We start from the raw sequence: 18973 nt of genomic DNA on the forward strand, positions 1-18973 counted from the left end.
GGATACGTTGTTTATTCCAACGCCCTGAACCTTTTGTACGTCTTGATAATACTCGTTGAGCCTTTGCTAATCGGTCTAACATTTCACGATAGAACTTAGGATAATTGGCTCTCTCATCCTCAGAACTGACGTATAATTGATCCATCGCAAAGTCTAATCCAACAACTGTTTCTACTTCTTTTTGTACGATCTCTTTTTCGTATTCAGTCAAAATGGACACATAGTATTTACCAGTAGGTGTCATAGAAATCGTACATGACTTGATTATATGGCCTTGTGGTATTTTTCTATGCTGTTTGATACGTACCATTTTCAGTTTTGGCAATTTGATATGACCGTTAAGCAACATAATATTTCCGTTCACTACATTCGTTGTATAAGACTTTCTGTCTTTTTTGCTTTTGAATGTTGGGAAGTCATTTTGACCACGAAAGAAATTTTTATAGGCAGTTTGCAAGTTTAGTTGAGCATTTGCCAAAGCTAATGAATCAACTTCTTTTAGCCATTCAAATTCTGCTTTGTATTTTGCAGGAGTGGGAAGTTTTTGTTTCTTTAGTTGATCCTTATCATCTTTATGTTTTTCATACGCTTCTTTCCGTTCAGCTAACATTCTGTTATACACGAAACGTACACAACCGAAGGTTTTACGCATAAGATGTGCTTGGTCTTCTGTTGGATACAAACGGAATTTATATGCTTTATTCTGCTTTGTCATATCATTTCACCTCACTTTTCACTTTGATTTTCAATATATGTTTTTACTACGTCTATTGGCGAACCACCAGTAGTTAGCAAGCAAAAACTTCTTGACCAAAACATCTCTTTCCAAAGTTTCTTTTTCACTTGTGGAAAGTCTCTTTTAATAAGTCGAGAACTTGCACTTTTATAAGCATTGATGAATTTTGTCATTTCTGTATTAGGGTGTGCCTTGAACAAAATATGAACATGGTCTACATCATGATTCCATTCAACTAATGTGATGTTATAGTTTTCAGATAGTCGAACAAACATATCTTTTGCATAGTCTGACATATCATCATCAAACACATTTCTTCTGTATTTTACGACCAACACAAGGTGATAATACAACAAGAATACTGAATGGTTATTACTATCTAATTTCATTTATATACCAGCCTTTATAATTTATAAGACTGATTATATCAGAGGCAAAATAAAAAGGAAAACCTTTTGGCTACGCCAAACCGAAATTCATCTCCCACCTACCGTTGGGCTACGCCCTTCACACGCTTGAGGAAGGAGAATTCTTTCAGGAAATTCGTTAAAATAGATTGCAACACATCGTATATTTCATGTAATTCACTTTCATTTACCTTGTCTATCATTTCATGTAGCGTACCCCTGGTTACTTTCATATTTATTTCCTCTTCCTTCGCATATATTCTCTTAATTTCATTATAACTTAATAAATTTCGTTATAAATTAGAGGGAATCCTAAAGCAAGAAAAAATATAGTTGTAATCACAAAATGGGCATCCATCAAAAATAAAAAAAACAGGTAATTGTTTGTAATCACAATCACCTGTTTTATATCATTTATATTTACTCTTTATTTTTTAGAATTTCATTAACCTCTTCCACACTTAATTCAGTGGCTTCCGCTACTTTCTCTATAGGTACACCGACATTAATTAAATTGTGAATCATCTCTATCTTAGTTGCTATTCTAGCTTCTTTTGCTGCTTCTTTTGCTGCTTCTTTTGCTGCTTTTTCCACGGCCTTTTCTTCTGCCGTCTCTATTTCTGATATTCTATCTTTTATTGCCTTCTCTCTCGCTTCATATAAGCGTAAAAAGTCCTTATCACTACTTAAACGCTCCCAATCCTCTATTGCCTTTTTCAAAACTGGATCTTTTTCCATCGCGATTCCCTCCAGGATTGTAGTTAATTTCTCATCTTCATATGCAGGAAATAATAATAGCCAGCGTGCTAATATATCCTCCCATGGATCCATTCGATCTTCTTGCCATTCTCGAATTACTTTTGGAATCTCAAGAAAGTGCAATTGCATATTCTCTGAAATTATGTGCTCCGATTTTTTGTTCATGACTACACCGACATTATGAAAGTCTTCTTCTCCTGGAAACAGAATGAAATCCACTATATTAATGCAAATGGTTGGTCTTAATTCTGTATACTTCATCCCCTGAGTCATTTGGGAATAATACATGCCAGCCCAGTAGAACAAAGATCGCTCGATCATGTCTTTTTTGTCGCGAACCTGTATCTCTATATTTAATTTTATACCATTATTCAGAGTAGCTCGCAAATCTAAAATAGACAATTTATCATCCTTTTGCTCCCTTGGAAGATGCGGATCATCTAAATGCAAAGAAATGATTTCCTCATCTAAAGAGGATTGTAATACCGCATTAAGAAAACCAATGAGTATCTCCTCGTTTCCTTCTACTCCAAACAAACGCTTGAAAGCAAAATCAACTCGTAAATTTACTAGATTTTTTTCATAGATGTATTCATATTCTCTTCTACCCTTCTTTTATTTAATTGGATATAAGAAAAAGATAGAATTAAAAACTCTATCTTTTTCAATCTACCTAATTATGAAAATATCAACCTACTTTATAACTTTCACAATCTCTGAAATACAGGTTTAAATCCCGCTTGCATTGTATCATCCAGCCCCTTACCTTGCGTTGGGTTCCATGCAGCTATGATTACGTTATAGCCCATTCGCTTTAACTCTGTCGCAAAATCTATAAGAGCTTTCCTTACTTTTTGATTCTCTACTAAATCCGCATCAAACGCTAAATAGACATTTTCTACATCCATATCTTTTAATACAGGCATAGCAATACGCCAAGCATTTACACCAGGAATCGCAAGAACCGTTGTTCCTATTTCAGAAATCTCCTCTTTATTAAATCTCTCTGGAAGCAAATCAGCAATCAAATCAGCTTTCATAGGTCCTTCTGTGATCATTACTGATTTAGTTTGATGAAGAATACCAGAATTCCAATGTTTCAAATGAGAACTCGGTACCGCAACATGCACAGGAAGTGGGTTTTCACTACCGCCTGCCCCAGTCCCTTGATTTTTGTTTGCTGATGAGAGCCACAGATACTTTTGTCCTTTATGAATCTTTACAACAATTTGTCCCTCTTGAAATGGAATCTCTACCTTTTTGCTCACTTCTAGTTCGCCTTCAAAGATACAATCACCATCTTTAGTTATCTTTACAATATTAGGCTGTTCGATTAATTCCGCTTGAACTCCAGTAGGTGCCGATTTCACATGAACGGAGTTTTTTACTTCATCCACACGAACCTGCCATCCAACAATTTGATTGTACTGGTTTCGAAAAGGAATCAATATACCAGGAGATCCTGACATCAAGCGAAGAGAAAGTTGACCTTTCCTCATCTCATAAAAGCCCGGAACACCCTGCCAACAGTTTTTATTCCCCATCTGTTTAAATAGCTGCTCCCAAACAGTCGTATACGTATTATCCTCCTCTAACACAATTTGTTGTTTTAAGAAAGAACGATATTGACGTACTTGAATTTGTTGTTCGCTCATTTTTCTATCTTTTAATAAATGTGCATGATGATGCTCTTGTAATGGTATGAACTCCATTAATTTACGATTAAACACATTTAACTCCTCATTACTTTTCTTATCATGAATCTGAATTTCATCCACCTCAGGCAATTGATATTTATCTTTTCCTTTTATGTAGTGAATGTAGCTTGGATTGCCCGTGTTTTTTCCATAAATCCATTTACTTTCTACACGTGTACATGCTACCTTTTCTTGCGAAACATGCAGCATGCAATTACCTGTATCATGACAAATCGGACACGTAACACGGTAAAATTCCCACCAGCTACCTCTTGGATAGGCATTTGTTAAACGAAATTGACCTTTTTGAATGTTATAACTCATTTTTTCCCCACTCCTTGTATACTGTTTATCGTTTTCCGACAGAAGGCTCCTTCCTCAAAAATGTGAAGGTGTAAAACATCAATTTTAGGTGGGAGATGAATGTCGGTTGGCATTAGCCAACATGTTTGCTACTATATACTTGTACAGATTGCTCTTTGAAAACTGAAGATATGAGGTTGGTTGCAGAAAAACGTTGCAACCGTAAAATCTTCAACGTTCTTTCGCCCCACGTTTGCTGAAGTTGCGAAAACCAAGCTAAAGTAGGAAGCGTGGTGAGTCAACGTACAAGATACTTATGTTTTCACCGTAGGGACTACGGGCAGAGCCTGCTAAGATAACTGTTGGATACATCGGTGTTCGCAGGAATCTCCCACTTCAAACAGTCCGTATGGACGTTAAGTGGTGAGTAGTTCAATATATAGGGAACAGCTACTTCTATTAAACTCTTATACCTCTATTTAGATATTATCTTTGTTCATCAATAAAATAAAAAGACAGAAATTAATAGTCATTTTAACTACAGATTTCTGTCATTTCCTCTGTTTGTACACTTTCACATGTTTTTGCAAATTACTCATTAAGATACACTCACACCTGTTAAAGAGAATAGATCTTCTTTTGTCGGATTAAGTGCTTGTAACCAGCTATCTACATTTAGAAAGTTTACTTTTTTTAATTCTTCACCTTTTTCTGCACGCTTAACCACTTCTAACACTCCATTATGATGCACAATCATCGCTAGATCATCCTTCTTAAAAAGACAATCCACATCTGCAGGCTTTACATAATGGCTGTGTAGAATCGGTTTCCATTTCTTAAGGGAATACCCTTCTATTTCTAGGAAACCGCGGATTGCAGTAAAGCGATAACTTGTCCCTCTAAAGCATCGCTCCAATAAAAAAAGGAAATCTCGTATACATCCATTGAAATAGACATGATACAAATAGATTTCCCCTGCTTGTTTGGCTGCTCGCTGTGACAAGTTTGATGGTTTAATGGAAAACTGATAACAATCGCGTTCCCAAAATGCTCCTTCTTTTGTTATTCTCATTCGTAATGCACGCAAATTTGGCATAAAATCTTCTGGATGTGCAGAACAAAATATAGATACTTCATAACTCATTTTCATTTAAGCTTCCCCCTGGTTATATATTTATTATTTTTCTACTTCACAACAATTGATTACTTTACACTTAGAATAGATAACTCAAAAATATGAAGAAAAAGTAATACTCGATAAAGCCACGGCAAATGTTTTTCTCCATAATACATGTAAAGTTCTTTCGTTTCCCTTCTATAAGCAAATTGAACACCTAAGTGTGTAGGAAGTTTTGATATGTCCTCCATTTCAATGTTTTGAATGATCTCAATAACGGTATGGGGGGACTCCTTTAATAATTTCTTCAATGGTTCAAGAGAAATATTAAATAATCTACTACATTCCTTAGTACGCTCTTTGTTATATTTAATAATTCTGGCCAATTCTTCTACAGTCGGATCAAATAAAGGATTTGTAACCTCTACATACTCAGACATTACTGTTTCTAATGTACAATCCATTTTGTTAATGATATAAAGACCTCATTCCTTAAACGCATCTTCTAACGTACATGGATAGCCATACACCTCTAAACAGTACTTCCTTTCAAATGGAAAATAACAATCTTCTTCACAATCATGGTTTAAAATTGGTAAAAAAATCGTATTGTAATACTCATCAGAGTTGATGTGTAAGGCTGTCATTTTATCTGCAATATAATCTTCTGTATCATAGCTAATGCTAGAATCACGCTCTCGAATTGGTTTAGTAACTTCATTCCTCTGAAAAATTTTTATTATCTCGTCTAATGATAGTAATGGTTTATCTAGTGTAATTGCATGTTCGTATTTCATTATAATGATCCCCTTCCAAAGCAAAAAAGCACAAATCTTGTGTTTTTCTCACAGTGTTTTTTATTTGTATACCTAAATCTAAAGACCTTTTTACAAGTGATTCCTAACTTGAAGACAACACAAAAAGGGCCTCTTCAAGTCGATTAATAATGTGCATAGCAAAATAAGCTATATATACACTAATCGGCTCAAAGAAGCCCTTTCATAAATGAAACAAGACGCAACTTGCTTCTACAACTCAACCACAACACAATAAGGTGTGGGAATAAACGGAATCAATTAAACAATAAATATAGTTATATATTAATTAATTTATTAAGTATTAGCAAGTATCATCATATATATTTATATTATTTTGGCATATAATATAAATATATGAAGGAGGTAGAATATTTTGATAATACCATATGATTCAAATAATCCTAAATTGATTCCCTCAGTTGTGACTTTTATTGATGTATTAGGATTTTCACAATTGGGCATGAAAGCGTTTAATGACGGTATGGGCGATGAATTTTTAGAACAAATACATGCTTCATTAAAAAACGCACGAAATAATATTACCCAACAATTCCCACTAGCAAAAGTTAAAGTTTTTACTGACAACGTAGTAATTGGATGGCCTATTCATGAAAATGGAGATGGAGAGGGAGAATTAGGAACCACTTTCCTTAATCTGGCAGAATATCAATTGTCATTAGCGCTTGATGGCTTCTTCACTCGAGGCGGAGTAAGTGTTGGTCCTCATTTTATGGATGAAGAAACTGTTTTAGGCCCTGAATTGATTACGGCATATAATCTAGAATCTCAAGTAGCTGTTTATCCTAGAATTATTCTAAGTGGAAAAAGTATAGATAAAGTGCATACATATAGGTCTTATTACCCATCAAAATATGATAACCCTTTTTATTTTGAACTGCTTGAAGATATGGATGGAGAATGGTTTATAAATTACTTATATGTTTTATTCGAGTGGTACGAGGAAGAGGCGCTCAATGGGGATTTCACACCATTCTTCCCTCACTTAGAGACACACCGCGATAGAATTGAAAGAGCATTAAATGACTATGCAAATAATTATAAATTACTAAAAAAATATGCCTGGATAGCAAACTATCATAATTATTTTTGTGATGAATTTGTACCTGACGCGCCAAATGACCTTAAAATTGATTCACCAATTAAAATGTCACGACCAAGAAGAATATTTTAATAAATTATAAAAGCATTCTTACTAAGTAAGAATGCTTTTATATATCCACCATACCACTTTTCAACAATTTAGCATTTCTAATATTTTATGGTATCATTGAGCTTATTATTTTTCATTTTCTTGAAATTATGTATAATTAAAGTATCCTACACGAGATATTGAGTCATATCTCATCGTCATTTTAAAAGGATCTCCATTTTTCATGGAGGTCTTTTTTTTAGGAAATAATAAAAGACAGAAGTTTTACGTTCTGTCTTCTTTATTTACCTTAAAGTAATCCATTCATAACTTGCCCACTCTTTTGGTTTCTTATCGTACTTAATACGACCAGTCGTACAGAATGAAGCAATTATCCATTGAATTAGGTTCATCTTGGCATATGGATCAACACAATCCTCTATTTTTTTTAATTGATAGCCTGTACTATTTTTCTGCCAAATTGTATATAAACGAAAATGCGTTGTCGTAACTAGTCTAGCTCTTGTTGTAACTTGCCATTTTGCAATTTTCGTTAAATCCTCTTTGACTTTTCTATCATACTCTTGTTTTATGATTTTATAACTCTTATCTTTATTAATTAATCCATTAGAAAATGAAAAAGGCATTTGATGCACTTCATATACAGTTCCTTCTTCATCTCCTAAAATGTTTGATTCTACTAGAAACATATTTTTTAGTTTTAACTGTTCCGTTAATTCTTTTCCACTCCGATAAAACGGTTTTTTTATCTTCTGAAGCAAGACGACCTGTACAATTAATCCGATAAGTAACGGATATGCTAGTATAAATACCATGTTAATAAACATATTTGTAATCAGTACTCCTACTAGTGCGAATATCGTAAAATAAATATACGTTTCTCTTTGATGAATGATTCTACTATTCAAGCTAACATACCTCCGTTTTGATAAATAGTGAAAGTAATATACACAATTGCTCCTAATAAAATAGAACAAGCCCCTGGGAAGCTCTGTATCAGCTGTATTTCTTTCTTTGGTAGTTTTGCCCCAAATATAGAAGCAGCATGCTCCAATTGGTCTTTAATCGCTCCCACAAACCCTAAAATTTTAATTAATCGATACACACTAGCAATCCAAAAGAATAGTAAATGGAAAGCTGTTAGTGTAATAGTGGTCAGCATAGCTGATTCTTCTACTATGTTACTAACATATAAAGCTACTACGACAAGCATTTTCGTATCACCAGGTGAAGAGAATTTAAACGTCTCTAATAATAAACCACATACTAAAGCCATTACTAGTACAATTGCAATCTCTTTCCCTGTTCTTATTCCTGCAAAATACGTGATTCCTATACCTACAATTAAGAATAGCAAATGCCATATATTTTTCGTTTTTCTATATTTCAAGTCAGTAAATACATTCAGGGTCATATATCCTAGTAGTATTCCTATTACATATATACTCATAATTTTTTCTCCTTATTTTTTCCTGTTTTGCTGTATTATTACGGTCCACTCACTACAGACCAAGTGACCGTAGAAGTATAAGTGGCTTGCCTATCCTTCCCTACATAAGTTGTCCCTGGATCTAACTGCAGTTGTAATCCATTTTGTCCAAAATCGACTTGATATTCTCCAATTGCTACATCTTTCGAAGCCCGGATAATAGTGTGTGCTGCCTCATTATCAATAGGTGTATTTGGGATCTGTACAATAGGTTTCCCTGTCTCTGGACCTTTTACTTTTGTTACACTCACTTGATTTTTTAAGGATAGAGAACCCTTTGGCAATTGTTTTGCTATGTTCGACTCAGTAAATTGCGAAATGGTCATATTCAATCTCCATCCATCCGCTTGATTTCGACTATCATGTATCATGAGTTTCCCTAATGTGCCAAATGAATTTTGTTTTTCTCCATTTAATTGAATCGGGCTGAACTCTACACTTTTTGGCACAGTAAGCATGTCTACCCGTCCTTTTTGTGTGGTAGAAATATGCTTTGTTGCACTTTTATTTCCAGCTTTATCTATCGTTCGGATATGTACATATTGTGGTTTCGCATAATCAGTCGGAAACTGAATGCTAGTCTGATTTGTAAACTGAACACCACTTACTTTATCAATTGATGTGTCGGATTTATCATTCACTACATATTCATATCCTTTTACGCCACTTGTTACAGCTGCAGGAACTTCCTTAGAAAATTCCGAAACGCCATTCCTACCAACTCCACGGATTTTATAATGATAGGTACTCCCATCATCTTTTGCAGGGGCAAACGTTACTTTAGTTTCTTTCAGTTCTCTATTTTCAATTTGAAAGCTTTCTGGTGTTGTTGGTACTGCTTGATCTTTTGCTTCTTTATCTACATAGTCAGAGAGTCTGCCCTTATATATTTGCTGATTCCCTCTGTATACTTCTGTTTCAGATGCATACCCCACTTTTAACTCATCCACATAGGTAATTCCTTCTGAATACGCAAGCATATAAAAAGTTACGCCTCGTTGCTCAGTAATATAAAACGGATTATTAGCAACTTGAGTATTCATACTAAATGTAGACCATCCATTTACATCTTTGTTCGTATCATTCTTTGTGACTGTACGATTATTCGGTAATTGGATAGGTGCTGCCCATTTTCTTGTTTTCAGACGATCCCCTTGTTTTATTGGAGTCACAATAGGACTATTTAATATTAATTTGCCCTTTCCAGAACCATCCTGGTAAGGTATCACCTTATCTATCATGGGAGAATCTTGGTACACATCTTTGTTTATATCCGAAGTTATATGTCTTCTATCCCTTGGTATGTTGGTACCGGGTTCCCTCTCCGGAAACAAAGAGATATTACTAATTTCTAATTCTTTTGAACCGCTTGGAACATCCTTTAAAACAGTAGCGTTATAATAGTCAAATTCCCTCCCTGTTTCCCAGCTTCCATCACCATAGAAACTAATTCTCCCTAATCCTTGTGACTTCGCTTTAAATGTTGCTGAAATATAAGCATTATTAGGTACGTTTAATCGCTTAAAAACAGCAATGGAACTCTCTCTTACTGTATAAGGATATAAGACTCGATTCCCACCCAATTTTGTATCAAATACCTTGTATCCGCTAGTATCTGTACCACCTGGATAAAAGACTTCAGATTGTAAACTTTGATTCCCATTTCCGTAAAACTCTCCCCAACCACTCATCAAATTGACGTCTTTTGGGTTATTAAAATCAATTTTCCATAATACGTCCTGCTCTAAGATATCAATCGCCCATTCTAGCTTCACTTCATTTTCTTTTCCATTTGCAGTGAGTGTTGGAATACCATTTTGCTGTTTTACTATTTGATCAGCTAATATAGAATTATCTTTTGAATCAATAAATAAGCACGATACACCTAAAAGTATGATTGAAGTAAGAACCTTCCCCCATTTCACTGTTTCCTCCCCCATTCCATTCTTATGCTACCGAAGATGCCTTATTTTGCTCCTTCTGATTTGCATGTTTCTTTCTCCACCATACAAATATAAACATTGAAACAATTAATATGAAAACACCAGCCGCTATTATATATATTTGATTAGAATATCCAGGTAACACTTTTACTGCACCTGTTTGTTCCGCATACTCTGTCACATTCGAAGCAGTTATACGTATTTGTTCCGTATATGTTTTTGGTATACCATTCTGCTTTATTGTGATTTTCAGTGTATACTTTCCACCTTTGTATTCTTTCGCTTTCCATGGGATCGCTAAACCTACCTTGGATTTTGGCGCTACATTGAATGCTGGAATATTACCATGAAATAGAACGTTATCCTGGGATAAAACTTCATAGTAAACTGCTACATCCCTTACAATATTTGCATTTGTATTTTGAATAAGTGCATGGACTTGTGGTTGTGTTGGATAAGATTCAACAGTTGTGCCATTTAGTTTAAGAGGCATTCCGTTGATTGAATTTTCAGTCTCCTTGTTATTCAATTGTATCGCTACCGCATATTCAATGCGATTATGTACAGAAAAGTTCAATCCGTCTTTTTCAAGATTCTGCGCTTTTGTATCTTGCGCTAACTCAAATAATAATCCGCCCAAAAATACTCCCTCTTGACTTGGTGTGGTTAAATGTACCTCTATCGTTTTCGTTTGATTCCCCTCTAAGGTAACAGCGTCAGGAGCTTGTACATACTGATCCATATAGAAATCTGTATCTATTAATATGCTTTGTGAGACTTCACGATTTGGTACATACATAATGCCTCCGTTTGCAGAGGTGAGAGCGTTGGCAACTCTTACATTGACTTTGATTGGATTATTAGATTTATTGTGTACATCCATTTTTACTGTTTGATTCTGTTTCTTTTTTACCTGTAAGTTAAAATAATTTTTTATATCACCTAGTTGATTATCCGGGACATGAATACTTACATCAAACGGTAAACTATCTTGTTTCTCTTCTGCATAAACAACTTTAAAAGGTTTTAGGCTTACACTTAAAATGAATATAATTGCGATCAAAATACTAATTAAAATTTTATATACATAGCTTTTCATTCTGCCCCTACTTTCTATGTACAGAAGAGAATCATACATACTTGATTCCCTTCTATATAATAAATTTCTTTTAAGGTCCTGTTACAATAGAATATGTCAGTTTTGACTCATATGAGGTAGCACCAGCTTTATTCTCAACATACGTACTATGCGGATTTAAAGTTAAAGCTAGGGACTTATCATTGAAACTAACATTATATTTACCCATACCCTCATCTTTTTTCGCACTTAAAATCGTAACTTGATTATCTGCATCTATAATATAGTTACTCGTTTTAAACTCCGGATTTGGTGAACTTGTCCCTCCTACTTTTGTAATAGCAGCACCACCACTATTCAAAACTAAGGAACCCTTCGGAAGTGTTCGACTTGTCTTAGCATCTCCACTTATTTTAAATTGATCTGCTTTTACATTGATTCTCCAACCATTCCCTGAACCAGTTGCATCTGTCACTGTTAGCACACCAGGATTTGCATGTGTCACTTGCGTTTCTCCACTTAACGTTACGGCGTTAAAGTTACTAATTGGTGTAACGGCAATATTATGTTCGCCACCTGTTATACTTTGATTTAGTTTTGTATCAGCTGTTGTTGCTGCACTTGTAGGTGTACCCATTAGTGATATTCCGAGGGCTACTGTTGCTAATGAGGGAATCATTACTTTACTGAATCTCATCATAATACCTCCTTATGTTTTAAAAGGAGGGAGCTATATGAAACACTCCCCCTCTTATTTTCAATCCAAAACTTATTTTTTGTTCCAAGAATCTACATCTGCATTGCTTGATGCTTTTGTGAATCTTGCCAGGATCGTATCATAACCACCTTGAATTGCTTTCCATACGAACGGGCCAATTACTAATACGATGATCACCGCTAACGCGATTAACATACCGTTTTCTGATGATAATTGTGAGTCTTCATTTTTTAACCAACTTTTCATTTTTGCTAACATTTCATTTCGTCTCCTTTATATATTGATTTTAAGAATCTACTAAAATTAGAACTTATCTATTTAAATCTTTAATTACTTATTCCAAGAATTTACGTCTGCATTGCTTGATGCTTTTGTGAATCTTGCCAGGATCGTATCATAACCACCTTGGATTGCTTTCCATACAAACGGGCCAATCACTAATACGATAATCACCGCCAAGGCAATTAACATACCGTTTTCTGATGATAGTTGCGAATCCTCATTTTTTAACCAATTTTTCATTTTTGCTAACATGATTGAATCTCCCTTATCCATTTATTTGAGCTATACGTAATAAACATCATTCATTTAAAACTTCTATTACTTGTTCCAAGAATTCACATCTGCATTGTTTGATGCTTTTGTAAATCGAGCTAGAATTGTGTCATACCCGCCTTGAATTGCTTTCCATACAAATGGCCCAATGACTAATACAATAATTACCGCCAAAGCGATTAGCATACCGTTTTCTGATGATAACTGTGAATCCTCATTTTTCAACCAATTCTTCATTTTTGTTAACATGTGTATTACTCCTTTTCCTATTCCACTTTTGATAAAGTCTTTTATAAACTTGCAAATCCTTGCATTAAGGATTGAATAACAATCACCATCGGATAAATCACAATACAACCAATAACAGCTACGTTAAATTTATTCATTTCCATTGGCTTATTTTGAATGAGACGGTTATAGTTCTCATGTTTTAACTCGCGCATCATTTTAATCTGTGCGTCCATAATACGAAGACTCTGTACCTTGTCCGTTTTTTGCGCTTGTTGCAATGCAATCGTAAAGGTATTTACTTCTGGACTATTTAAGGCTGCTGCAAAGTTTCTAAATGGTTGATCCGAACCCGCATACATTTCTAATTCTGCAGTAAGTGTAGATACATACGGACGAAGATGTCTTCCAGCATATATCTGCGCCTTTTTTACTGCTTCTAATGTTGTATGTGTTTTTAACAGCTGCAGCATAGGTATTAGATACTCTGGTAATTCGAACTTCCTAGCTTCTATCGCCTGCTTGATTCTTCTCTTTAATAGATAATCAGGATAGAAATAAAGCAGTGGTGAAATCAAAACTCCCACTTTAAATAAGTAGTAATCATGGAACACCGTACATATCAAGAAAACAGAGGTGAAAATGATGGGATATGCTACCTTCATCTTTAAATATTCTTCTGGTTTCGTATCCAGGCCAGCTTCTTCTAATTTTTTCTGAATCTGCTCTTTCTTTTCTTCTGTCAGGTACTTATGTGATAACGACTGGAAGGGCGCGAGCATCATCTGATTTAAATTCTTCTTTTCAATTCGTTTTGCATTTTCTACATAGTTCGTAAGTAAGCTACCGCTGTCTTTTTTACTTTGTAGAAAGGTAGAGAATACCCAGTACATGACAACGAATACCACTACAGCTAAAATCGTAGCCACCTTATTCCCCTCTTTCTGTTGGGTTATAATTTGCAATCTTTTCTACACGGGTTGCTAAGAAAAAGACAATGAACATATTTACCGCTAACGCGATTTTCCCCATCATAGAACCTGCTAAAAATCCATATGCTTCTTTTGACATCAACATAATAACTATCGGCATAGCGATGACGATTAAGCAGTTCTGTACAAAAGCACGTTGTGCTTGTGACAAACTAGAACGTAATCTTGCCAAATACAGCTTTTGTTTCTCGAAATCTTCTGCAATATCTAGTAAGACTTGCACTGAATTTGTTCCACCTTCTCGGCTGCACACTTCCAACATTTCATGGAAGAAAACCAATTCTCTAAAGTTAAACGTTTCATTGAATCCTCTAAATGCACGATGCATTGTGGTTCCACCTTCTAATAAAAGAAAAACTTTCTCTATTTCTTCTTGAATGCTTTCATGCATCATTGGCTTCACCTGAACTAACACCCGTTTTGCATTGTTACTAATTTGAAGCGCATTCGCTACAGCTTTCATATAGATAGAAAGACGATCAATGACAACCAAGTAGTAACGTTTTTTTCTTCGATAGAGAAGAAACCTTGGAACTAAAAACCCAGATAAAACGGTAATCAGCGTAAAAGGATCTCTACCAAAAGAAAAATAGAATACTGCTGCAATACTCATTCCAGAAAGAATCGTATATATCCAGTACATACTCTTTGTCAATTTCCATTCGTACTTTTGAGCTTCTTGGATAACGAATTGTGGTAGATACATTCGTATCCCTTTAATATTCCTTAATTCCAAACGCCTTTCTTCTTTTTCGTTTTCTTGTACAAATTGAGAGAGAGCAGAACCTTTAGATTTTGCAAAAAGTAAAACGAGCAATCCTACACTAATAAAGATTAAAAATATACATCCATAGGCTAATAAACTATGCATATTGCACCTCCTGTTTTGAAAGGAATGGTGCATAAAGAGCTGGATTTACAGTAGAAGAACGGAATTTCTTCTCCATTTGAGCTGACATCTTGGCTGTAATGATATGATCTCCATGAATCTTCCCTATTCTTTCATTCATTCCATCATATTCCTCACCCGAAGGGATAAATTGAGAAAGCTGATTGAACTGTATATCATCTTGATAATCCAATAACTCAATCATCTCTGTAATATAGCGATTTCCATCATCTTTCTTTTCTAAAAAGACAATCACATCAAATGTCTGTGAGATTAATTCATATAAATACTGAGCATCGATATTCGCACCACTTTGCAGACACATGAGCATTAAACGTCTAACTGCTTCTTTTGCACTTCTTGCATGGACAGAGGTGAAACCAGGATGTCCTGTTTGGAAAAAGTTAATCATTTTCAACGCTTCTTTCCCCCTCGATTCCCCTACAATTAATCGCTTTGGCCCTTGACGTAAAGCATTTGTTAACAATCTATCAAAGTCGATTGCATTTTCTTCTACTTCCGATGCCCTACACTGCATCGGAACAAAATGATGTTCTGGAAAAATGCGATGCAAATATAATTCAGGGTTATCTTCTACTACAAGAGTACGTTCTTTTTTCTTTCCTTTCGGAATGTGAGAAGCAAGATATTTCATAAACTCTGATTTCCCTGTACCCGTGGCTCCAGCAACTAAAATATTCATTTTGGCTTTCACAGCTGCAGCCAAAAAGTTCAACATCTCTTTCGATGCTTGATTGGTAGATAACATACGCTCTTCAGAAGCACGAAGGTGATCCGCATTCTTACGAATCGTTATCGTTGTTCCGAGTCCCCCAAGTTCATCTAAAGCAATATTGATACGGATATATGGAAACACGCAGTCCACATACGGCTTTGCTGTATTTAATGACTCTGACGTACTGTTTACCATCTTATAAGCTAAAGCCTTTACCTCTTCTTCTGTCTCAAATCGGTAAGGAAATGTACATTCTCCCTCTCCAATTTTTTCGTATATAATTTCTTTTGTGCCATTGATATAAATATCGGTTACATCCTTATCTTCTTTTAAAGGTTCTATAATCCCAAATCCAACAATTTCGTCACACACCATATTCAGTAACTGTTCAGAAGGTACCTCTGAAATGACGACCTGATTACTTAAAAGAAAGCTTTTAATGATTTGTTCTACAGCTGTTCTCTTCTCTTTGTTCATAAAGGATTCGCTTAAGATATCACGATGGTCTTTTACTAAAAATGCACGAATTTCATCCGTTATATCTTTAATCTGTTGAGCTGTAGTTGTTCCTAACTTTCGAGCCGATTTGGAACGTATCCTATAACCAAAGTGATATAAATCCACTCGATTGCGCTTTAAGGCGACTTGTTTTTCTTGTAAATAGCCCCACATACTACTGCCTCCTTTTAATTTCTTAAACCAAAGAGACCCTTTTTCATAGAGGCTGTATGCTGGAATGAAATATCAAGACCAGCTGCTTCCATAATGTGATGGACCTTTGTATTGATTTGTGGGGAACCAAATTGCATCCCCCATTCGTAACTCGTCCGATCTCTGTCATACGGAATTGTCACTGCAATGTTTTGAGAAGAAAGCTTTTCAATATCTTCTACATAATTCTCATCTGCCATATTTAACACATGAATCATTCGAGGTAATGTTAGCTTTGCTTCTTCTATTAGTTGTAATTCGCGTTTAATCGCTAACGCACCACGAGGGTTGCCATTTAGTACATGAACAACAAGGTCTGATTGATATAGGATCGGATAACTTAGCACCTCGGATGATTCAGTTGGTACCGATAGAATGATATAATCGTATTCTGTATCTACTAGTGATTCGATAAATGTCGTTACGAACAATTCTTTGTTTTGAATCTCTGGGAATTGAGCCAAACTATAACTTGATGGAAATACCAGAAAATCCATCTTATCGTGCAATTTTTGTATCAATCTTGGATTCACTTTTTTCTCTAGCAAATCTTGCTTGGTACAAATATACTGCAAGAGATTGTATTCATTTTCTTTTCTTACAAGCTCTAGCATGTTTTTACTCTCATGGCTAAGACCAGTTCCAACCGCAAAACTTGGTCTTACTTGGTCCGCTTCTACATAAAGCACCTTTTTCCCTAGATGAGCTAACTCATTTGCCATCGTAATACTTAACGTACTTTTTCCTACGTTTTCATTTGTGGCATAAAAGGCAACGATTCTTACTTGCCGATCCATCTTAAAAACTCCTTTCTTACTTAGATTCGTTCAGATACTGCGCTACATACTCTTTTACGTTTTTAGAAATTGGATTGGTCGAATGCTTCTCTACATAGTCTAAAATGTTCTTTTGATCAGATATTTGTGAGAATCCTTCAGCAGGTTCTAGTTCTTTCCCTGTTTGTTCTACTTTTTGTCCGAATGCAACTGGAATTACATCTCCAAGTGTTTTCGCACGGTTAAGATATTGAAGTTGTTCAGGTGAAACAGCCAGTGTATATAATCGCGTTACCTTTGGCTTTTGTTTTCCTTCTTGTTCCTCTTTTGATTCTTTCTTTTCTAACACAAATGCATCTTCTGTATTGCTATCTTTTGCAGCAGTCACACGTACACGTTGGAATAGACCACCAAATACAACCTTCTCATTGTCGCCTTCTTTTACAACCTGTTTGAAATACAAGTCCACATACGTGTTCGGAATAATACTATTCCCTGAACTTGTTTCCAAATCAACGAGTAACGGAAAAGCAACTTCTCCATCTTTCAAATTTAAAATGGCAGAGTCAGGTAACTCCTCTTTCTTTACTACCTTGTTTTTAAAGAGATAGCTATTTTCTGTAATGGGCTGCCCATCATTTGTCCACTTACCTACCACTTCTTTTTTATTTGCACGTAATGCATTGGGGGGAATCGCATCACCTGGTAATGTTCGTTCCACTAGCATGTCTTCTTTAATCTCTGTATGCGCAGGTATATCCTTTGCGGCTACAACAATCTTTGTTGGTTTTACTGCATTTTCGACTGCGAAATGATTGTACCCATAGATACCCGCTACTGTTGCAGCAGCTAAACCTACAGCAGCAATCTGCTTCTTTTGAAACTTAGATGGCTTCAATGTTTGTATTCCTCCTTATGTAGCCTTTAAACGCAAAAAAAGGACACACCTATGGCATAATGCGCCTTAGGTGTGTCCTTTTAGCTAATCTAAAGTCTATATGAAAATGTTGGATTTGATTTCTTTAATATTACAATTTCAATATTATGATATATAGAGTTTTATGTCAATCATTTCTAAAAAAAAATTATTTTCACCATTCTAAAATTCTAATTACAAAAATAAAAATCGCCTTAAAACGTTGTCATATCAAGGTTTTCAAGCTATTAAACACCTCAAAAATATGGTATAATTAATCTAACGTAACTGAATATTTCAGGGTGGTCGGTTGCTATCCTTTCTCTTTCATTTTATGGAGAAAGGAGGTGATCGAATGGATATACTTTTCACGATAGCAATTGAAATTCTGAAAGTAATTGCTAGAGAAGTCGCTGTATTTGTAGCAAAACGAGTAGGGAAATCCCTATCAACGTCTTGGAAACAAACACAAAAAAAGCGACGAAAAACGAAAAGAACCACCCACAATGCCGGCAAGCGTTTGAAGGGTGATTCTAAGAAAAAATAAACTCTTTTTTAGCAACCATCCACCTTGCGGTAGCAGTTACATAAGGCGAAGTGTTACCAGCACTTCGTCTTCTTTAGTTTATGCAAAAACTATCTTTGTAATACTTCTACACATATTATAACATCAACTTTAGTACATGTCATGCAGACTTGTTCACGATAGTTGATAAAAGAGACAAAATTATTATTAAAATGAAATTAATTTTGTTCCTGTCTCAAAATACTTTGCAGGAGCATAACTCTTCCCATTCCGATCCTGAAATTCGTTTCCAATGTATAGCGATACAATAATTGCGACAACCCCCATAATAATTACACGTCTAACACGTTGTTTTTTCTTTTTATCCACTCTAATTTCCCCTTTCTATGAAAAAAAGGCACATCCCAT

Annotated in this window: 22 protein-coding genes and 1 pseudogene; 2 read left to right on the forward strand and 21 right to left on the reverse strand. The window is 35.2% G+C overall.

Annotated features, from left to right (window positions below):
* The 7 genes and pseudogenes from CN409_RS28075 to CN409_RS28110 all read right to left on the reverse strand — a co-directional run.
* Positions 1 to 715 (reverse strand): RNA-guided endonuclease TnpB family protein (locus tag CN409_RS28075; protein WP_141527749.1); only part of this gene is annotated, 715 nt, incomplete at its 3' end.
* Positions 716 to 726: 11 nt separating this feature from the next.
* Entirely contained in the window at positions 727 to 1125 is a 399-nt protein-coding gene (gene tnpA / locus CN409_RS28080; RefSeq protein ID WP_000762752.1) for an IS200/IS605-like element ISBth16 family transposase, read from the reverse strand.
* 98 nt (positions 1126 to 1223) lie between these two features.
* Entirely contained in the window at positions 1224 to 1376 is a 153-nt protein-coding gene (locus CN409_RS32080) for a hypothetical protein (protein ID WP_170951620.1), read from the reverse strand.
* A gap of 187 nt (positions 1377 to 1563) precedes the next feature.
* A complete protein-coding gene (locus tag CN409_RS28090) occupies positions 1564 to 2439 on the reverse strand; it encodes an Rpn family recombination-promoting nuclease/putative transposase (RefSeq protein WP_430793593.1) in 876 nt (291 codons plus the stop codon).
* 170 nt (positions 2440 to 2609) lie between these two features.
* Positions 2610 to 3923 carry a DUF3854 domain-containing protein gene (locus tag CN409_RS28095; protein ID WP_097981517.1) on the reverse strand — a complete coding sequence of 438 codons (1314 nt, stop codon included), beginning with the start codon at positions 3921 to 3923 and terminating at the stop codon, positions 2610 to 2612.
* A 577-nt stretch (positions 3924 to 4500) separates the two neighbouring features.
* Positions 4501 to 5052, reverse strand: coding sequence for a hypothetical protein (locus tag CN409_RS28105; RefSeq protein WP_097892186.1), 552 nt, complete (start codon positions 5050 to 5052; stop codon positions 4501 to 4503).
* A 53-nt stretch (positions 5053 to 5105) separates the two neighbouring features.
* Positions 5106 to 5816: pseudogene (locus tag CN409_RS28110) on the reverse strand (hypothetical protein).
* Between the two features lie 394 nt (positions 5817 to 6210).
* Between CN409_RS28110 and CN409_RS28115 the strand changes: the two are divergent.
* The gene (locus CN409_RS28115; RefSeq protein ID WP_097892189.1) at positions 6211 to 7029 is read left to right on the forward strand and encodes a hypothetical protein; all 819 of its coding nucleotides are present in this window, start codon (positions 6211 to 6213) and stop codon (positions 7027 to 7029) included.
* A gap of 263 nt (positions 7030 to 7292) precedes the next feature.
* On the opposite strand, the gene CN409_RS28120 is transcribed toward CN409_RS28115, so the two are convergent.
* From CN409_RS28120 to cpaB, 13 genes are all read right to left on the reverse strand, one after another.
* Positions 7293 to 7916 carry a hypothetical protein gene (locus CN409_RS28120; RefSeq protein ID WP_097981514.1) on the reverse strand — a complete coding sequence of 208 codons (624 nt, stop codon included), beginning with the start codon at positions 7914 to 7916 and terminating at the stop codon, positions 7293 to 7295.
* Entirely contained in the window at positions 7913 to 8458 is a 546-nt protein-coding gene (locus CN409_RS28125; RefSeq protein WP_097892191.1) for a hypothetical protein, read from the reverse strand. The genes CN409_RS28120 and CN409_RS28125 overlap by 4 nt, the downstream gene beginning before the upstream one ends.
* A 38-nt stretch (positions 8459 to 8496) precedes the next feature.
* Positions 8497 to 10422 (reverse strand): WxL domain-containing protein, encoded by a 1926-nt coding sequence (locus tag CN409_RS28130; RefSeq protein ID WP_170955815.1) that lies wholly within the window; start codon positions 10420 to 10422, stop codon positions 8497 to 8499.
* A 22-nt stretch (positions 10423 to 10444) separates the two neighbouring features.
* A complete protein-coding gene (locus CN409_RS28135; RefSeq protein ID WP_097892194.1) occupies positions 10445 to 11539 on the reverse strand; it encodes a DUF916 domain-containing protein in 1095 nt (364 codons plus the stop codon).
* Positions 11540 to 11609: 70 nt separating this feature from the next.
* A complete protein-coding gene (locus tag CN409_RS28140) occupies positions 11610 to 12215 on the reverse strand; it encodes a WxL domain-containing protein (RefSeq protein WP_097892197.1) in 606 nt (201 codons plus the stop codon).
* A 72-nt stretch (positions 12216 to 12287) separates the two neighbouring features.
* The gene (locus CN409_RS28145) at positions 12288 to 12494 is read right to left on the reverse strand and encodes a hypothetical protein (protein WP_000879960.1); all 207 of its coding nucleotides are present in this window, start codon (positions 12492 to 12494) and stop codon (positions 12288 to 12290) included.
* Between the two features lie 72 nt (positions 12495 to 12566).
* Positions 12567 to 12770: a hypothetical protein gene (locus CN409_RS28150; RefSeq protein WP_000879955.1), complete on the reverse strand. Its 204-nt coding sequence runs from the start codon at positions 12768 to 12770 to the stop codon at positions 12567 to 12569.
* 66 nt (positions 12771 to 12836) lie between these two features.
* Entirely contained in the window at positions 12837 to 13040 is a 204-nt protein-coding gene (locus CN409_RS28155; RefSeq protein WP_000956352.1) for a hypothetical protein, read from the reverse strand.
* A 41-nt stretch (positions 13041 to 13081) separates the two neighbouring features.
* Positions 13082 to 13948, reverse strand: coding sequence for a hypothetical protein (locus CN409_RS28160; RefSeq protein WP_000201169.1), 867 nt, complete (start codon positions 13946 to 13948; stop codon positions 13082 to 13084).
* 1 nt (position 13949) lies between these two features.
* On the reverse strand, positions 13950 to 14882 hold the full coding sequence (locus CN409_RS28165) for a type II secretion system F family protein (protein WP_097981511.1): 933 nt from the start codon (positions 14880 to 14882) through the stop codon (positions 13950 to 13952).
* On the reverse strand, positions 14875 to 16308 hold the full coding sequence (locus CN409_RS28170) for a TadA family conjugal transfer-associated ATPase (RefSeq protein WP_097981510.1): 1434 nt from the start codon (positions 16306 to 16308) through the stop codon (positions 14875 to 14877). Before CN409_RS28170 ends, CN409_RS28165 begins: the two co-directional genes overlap by 8 nt.
* Before the next feature lie 14 nt (positions 16309 to 16322).
* Positions 16323 to 17144 carry an AAA family ATPase gene (locus CN409_RS28175; protein ID WP_097981508.1) on the reverse strand — a complete coding sequence of 274 codons (822 nt, stop codon included), beginning with the start codon at positions 17142 to 17144 and terminating at the stop codon, positions 16323 to 16325.
* A 16-nt stretch (positions 17145 to 17160) separates the two neighbouring features.
* Positions 17161 to 18021: a Flp pilus assembly protein CpaB gene (cpaB, locus tag CN409_RS28180; RefSeq protein ID WP_097981507.1), complete on the reverse strand. Its 861-nt coding sequence runs from the start codon at positions 18019 to 18021 to the stop codon at positions 17161 to 17163.
* Between the two features lie 373 nt (positions 18022 to 18394).
* Here cpaB and CN409_RS28185 point away from each other — a divergent pair, with 373 nt between their 5' ends.
* Positions 18395 to 18586 (forward strand): hypothetical protein, encoded by a 192-nt coding sequence (locus CN409_RS28185; protein ID WP_097892326.1) that lies wholly within the window; start codon positions 18395 to 18397, stop codon positions 18584 to 18586.
* Between the two features lie 186 nt (positions 18587 to 18772).
* Here the strand turns inward: CN409_RS28185 and CN409_RS32085 are convergent, their stop codons facing one another.
* Complete coding sequence (locus CN409_RS32085; protein WP_153600992.1) at positions 18773 to 18934, reverse strand: hypothetical protein; 162 nt, start codon at positions 18932 to 18934, stop codon at positions 18773 to 18775.
* Positions 18935 to 18973 lie beyond the last annotated feature (39 nt).

The organism is Bacillus sp. AFS012607 (assembly GCF_002558005.1).
Taxonomy (GTDB): Bacteria; Bacillota; Bacilli; order Bacillales; family Bacillaceae_G; genus Bacillus_A; species Bacillus_A thuringiensis_S.

What these genes read in the sequence shown, in the direction of transcription:
- tnpA (WP_000762752.1), bottom strand. Translation starts at nt 1,125, where the DNA reads ATGAAATTAGATAGTAATAACCATTCAGTATTCTTGTTGTATTATCAC.
- CN409_RS32080 (WP_170951620.1), bottom strand. Translation starts at nt 1,376, where the DNA reads ATGAAAGTAACCAGGGGTACGCTACATGAAATGATAGACAAGGTAAAT.
- CN409_RS28095 (WP_097981517.1), bottom strand. Translation starts at nt 3,923, where the DNA reads ATGAGTTATAACATTCAAAAAGGTCAATTTCGTTTAACAAATGCCTAT.
- CN409_RS28105 (WP_097892186.1), bottom strand. Translation starts at nt 5,052, where the DNA reads ATGAAAATGAGTTATGAAGTATCTATATTTTGTTCTGCACATCCAGAA.
- CN409_RS28125 (WP_097892191.1), bottom strand. Translation starts at nt 8,458, where the DNA reads ATGAGTATATATGTAATAGGAATACTACTAGGATATATGACCCTGAAT.
- CN409_RS28135 (WP_097892194.1), bottom strand. Translation starts at nt 11,539, where the DNA reads ATGAAAAGCTATGTATATAAAATTTTAATTAGTATTTTGATCGCAATT.
- CN409_RS28140 (WP_097892197.1), bottom strand. Translation starts at nt 12,215, where the DNA reads ATGAGATTCAGTAAAGTAATGATTCCCTCATTAGCAACAGTAGCCCTC.
- CN409_RS28145 (WP_000879960.1), bottom strand. Translation starts at nt 12,494, where the DNA reads ATGTTAGCAAAAATGAAAAGTTGGTTAAAAAATGAAGACTCACAATTA.
- CN409_RS28150 (WP_000879955.1), bottom strand. Translation starts at nt 12,770, where the DNA reads ATGTTAGCAAAAATGAAAAATTGGTTAAAAAATGAGGATTCGCAACTA.
- CN409_RS28155 (WP_000956352.1), bottom strand. Translation starts at nt 13,040, where the DNA reads ATGTTAACAAAAATGAAGAATTGGTTGAAAAATGAGGATTCACAGTTA.
- CN409_RS28165 (WP_097981511.1), bottom strand. Translation starts at nt 14,882, where the DNA reads ATGCATAGTTTATTAGCCTATGGATGTATATTTTTAATCTTTATTAGT.
- CN409_RS28170 (WP_097981510.1), bottom strand. Translation starts at nt 16,308, where the DNA reads ATGTGGGGCTATTTACAAGAAAAACAAGTCGCCTTAAAGCGCAATCGA.
- CN409_RS28175 (WP_097981508.1), bottom strand. Translation starts at nt 17,144, where the DNA reads ATGGATCGGCAAGTAAGAATCGTTGCCTTTTATGCCACAAATGAAAAC.
- CN409_RS28185 (WP_097892326.1), top strand. Translation starts at nt 18,395, where the DNA reads ATGGATATACTTTTCACGATAGCAATTGAAATTCTGAAAGTAATTGCT.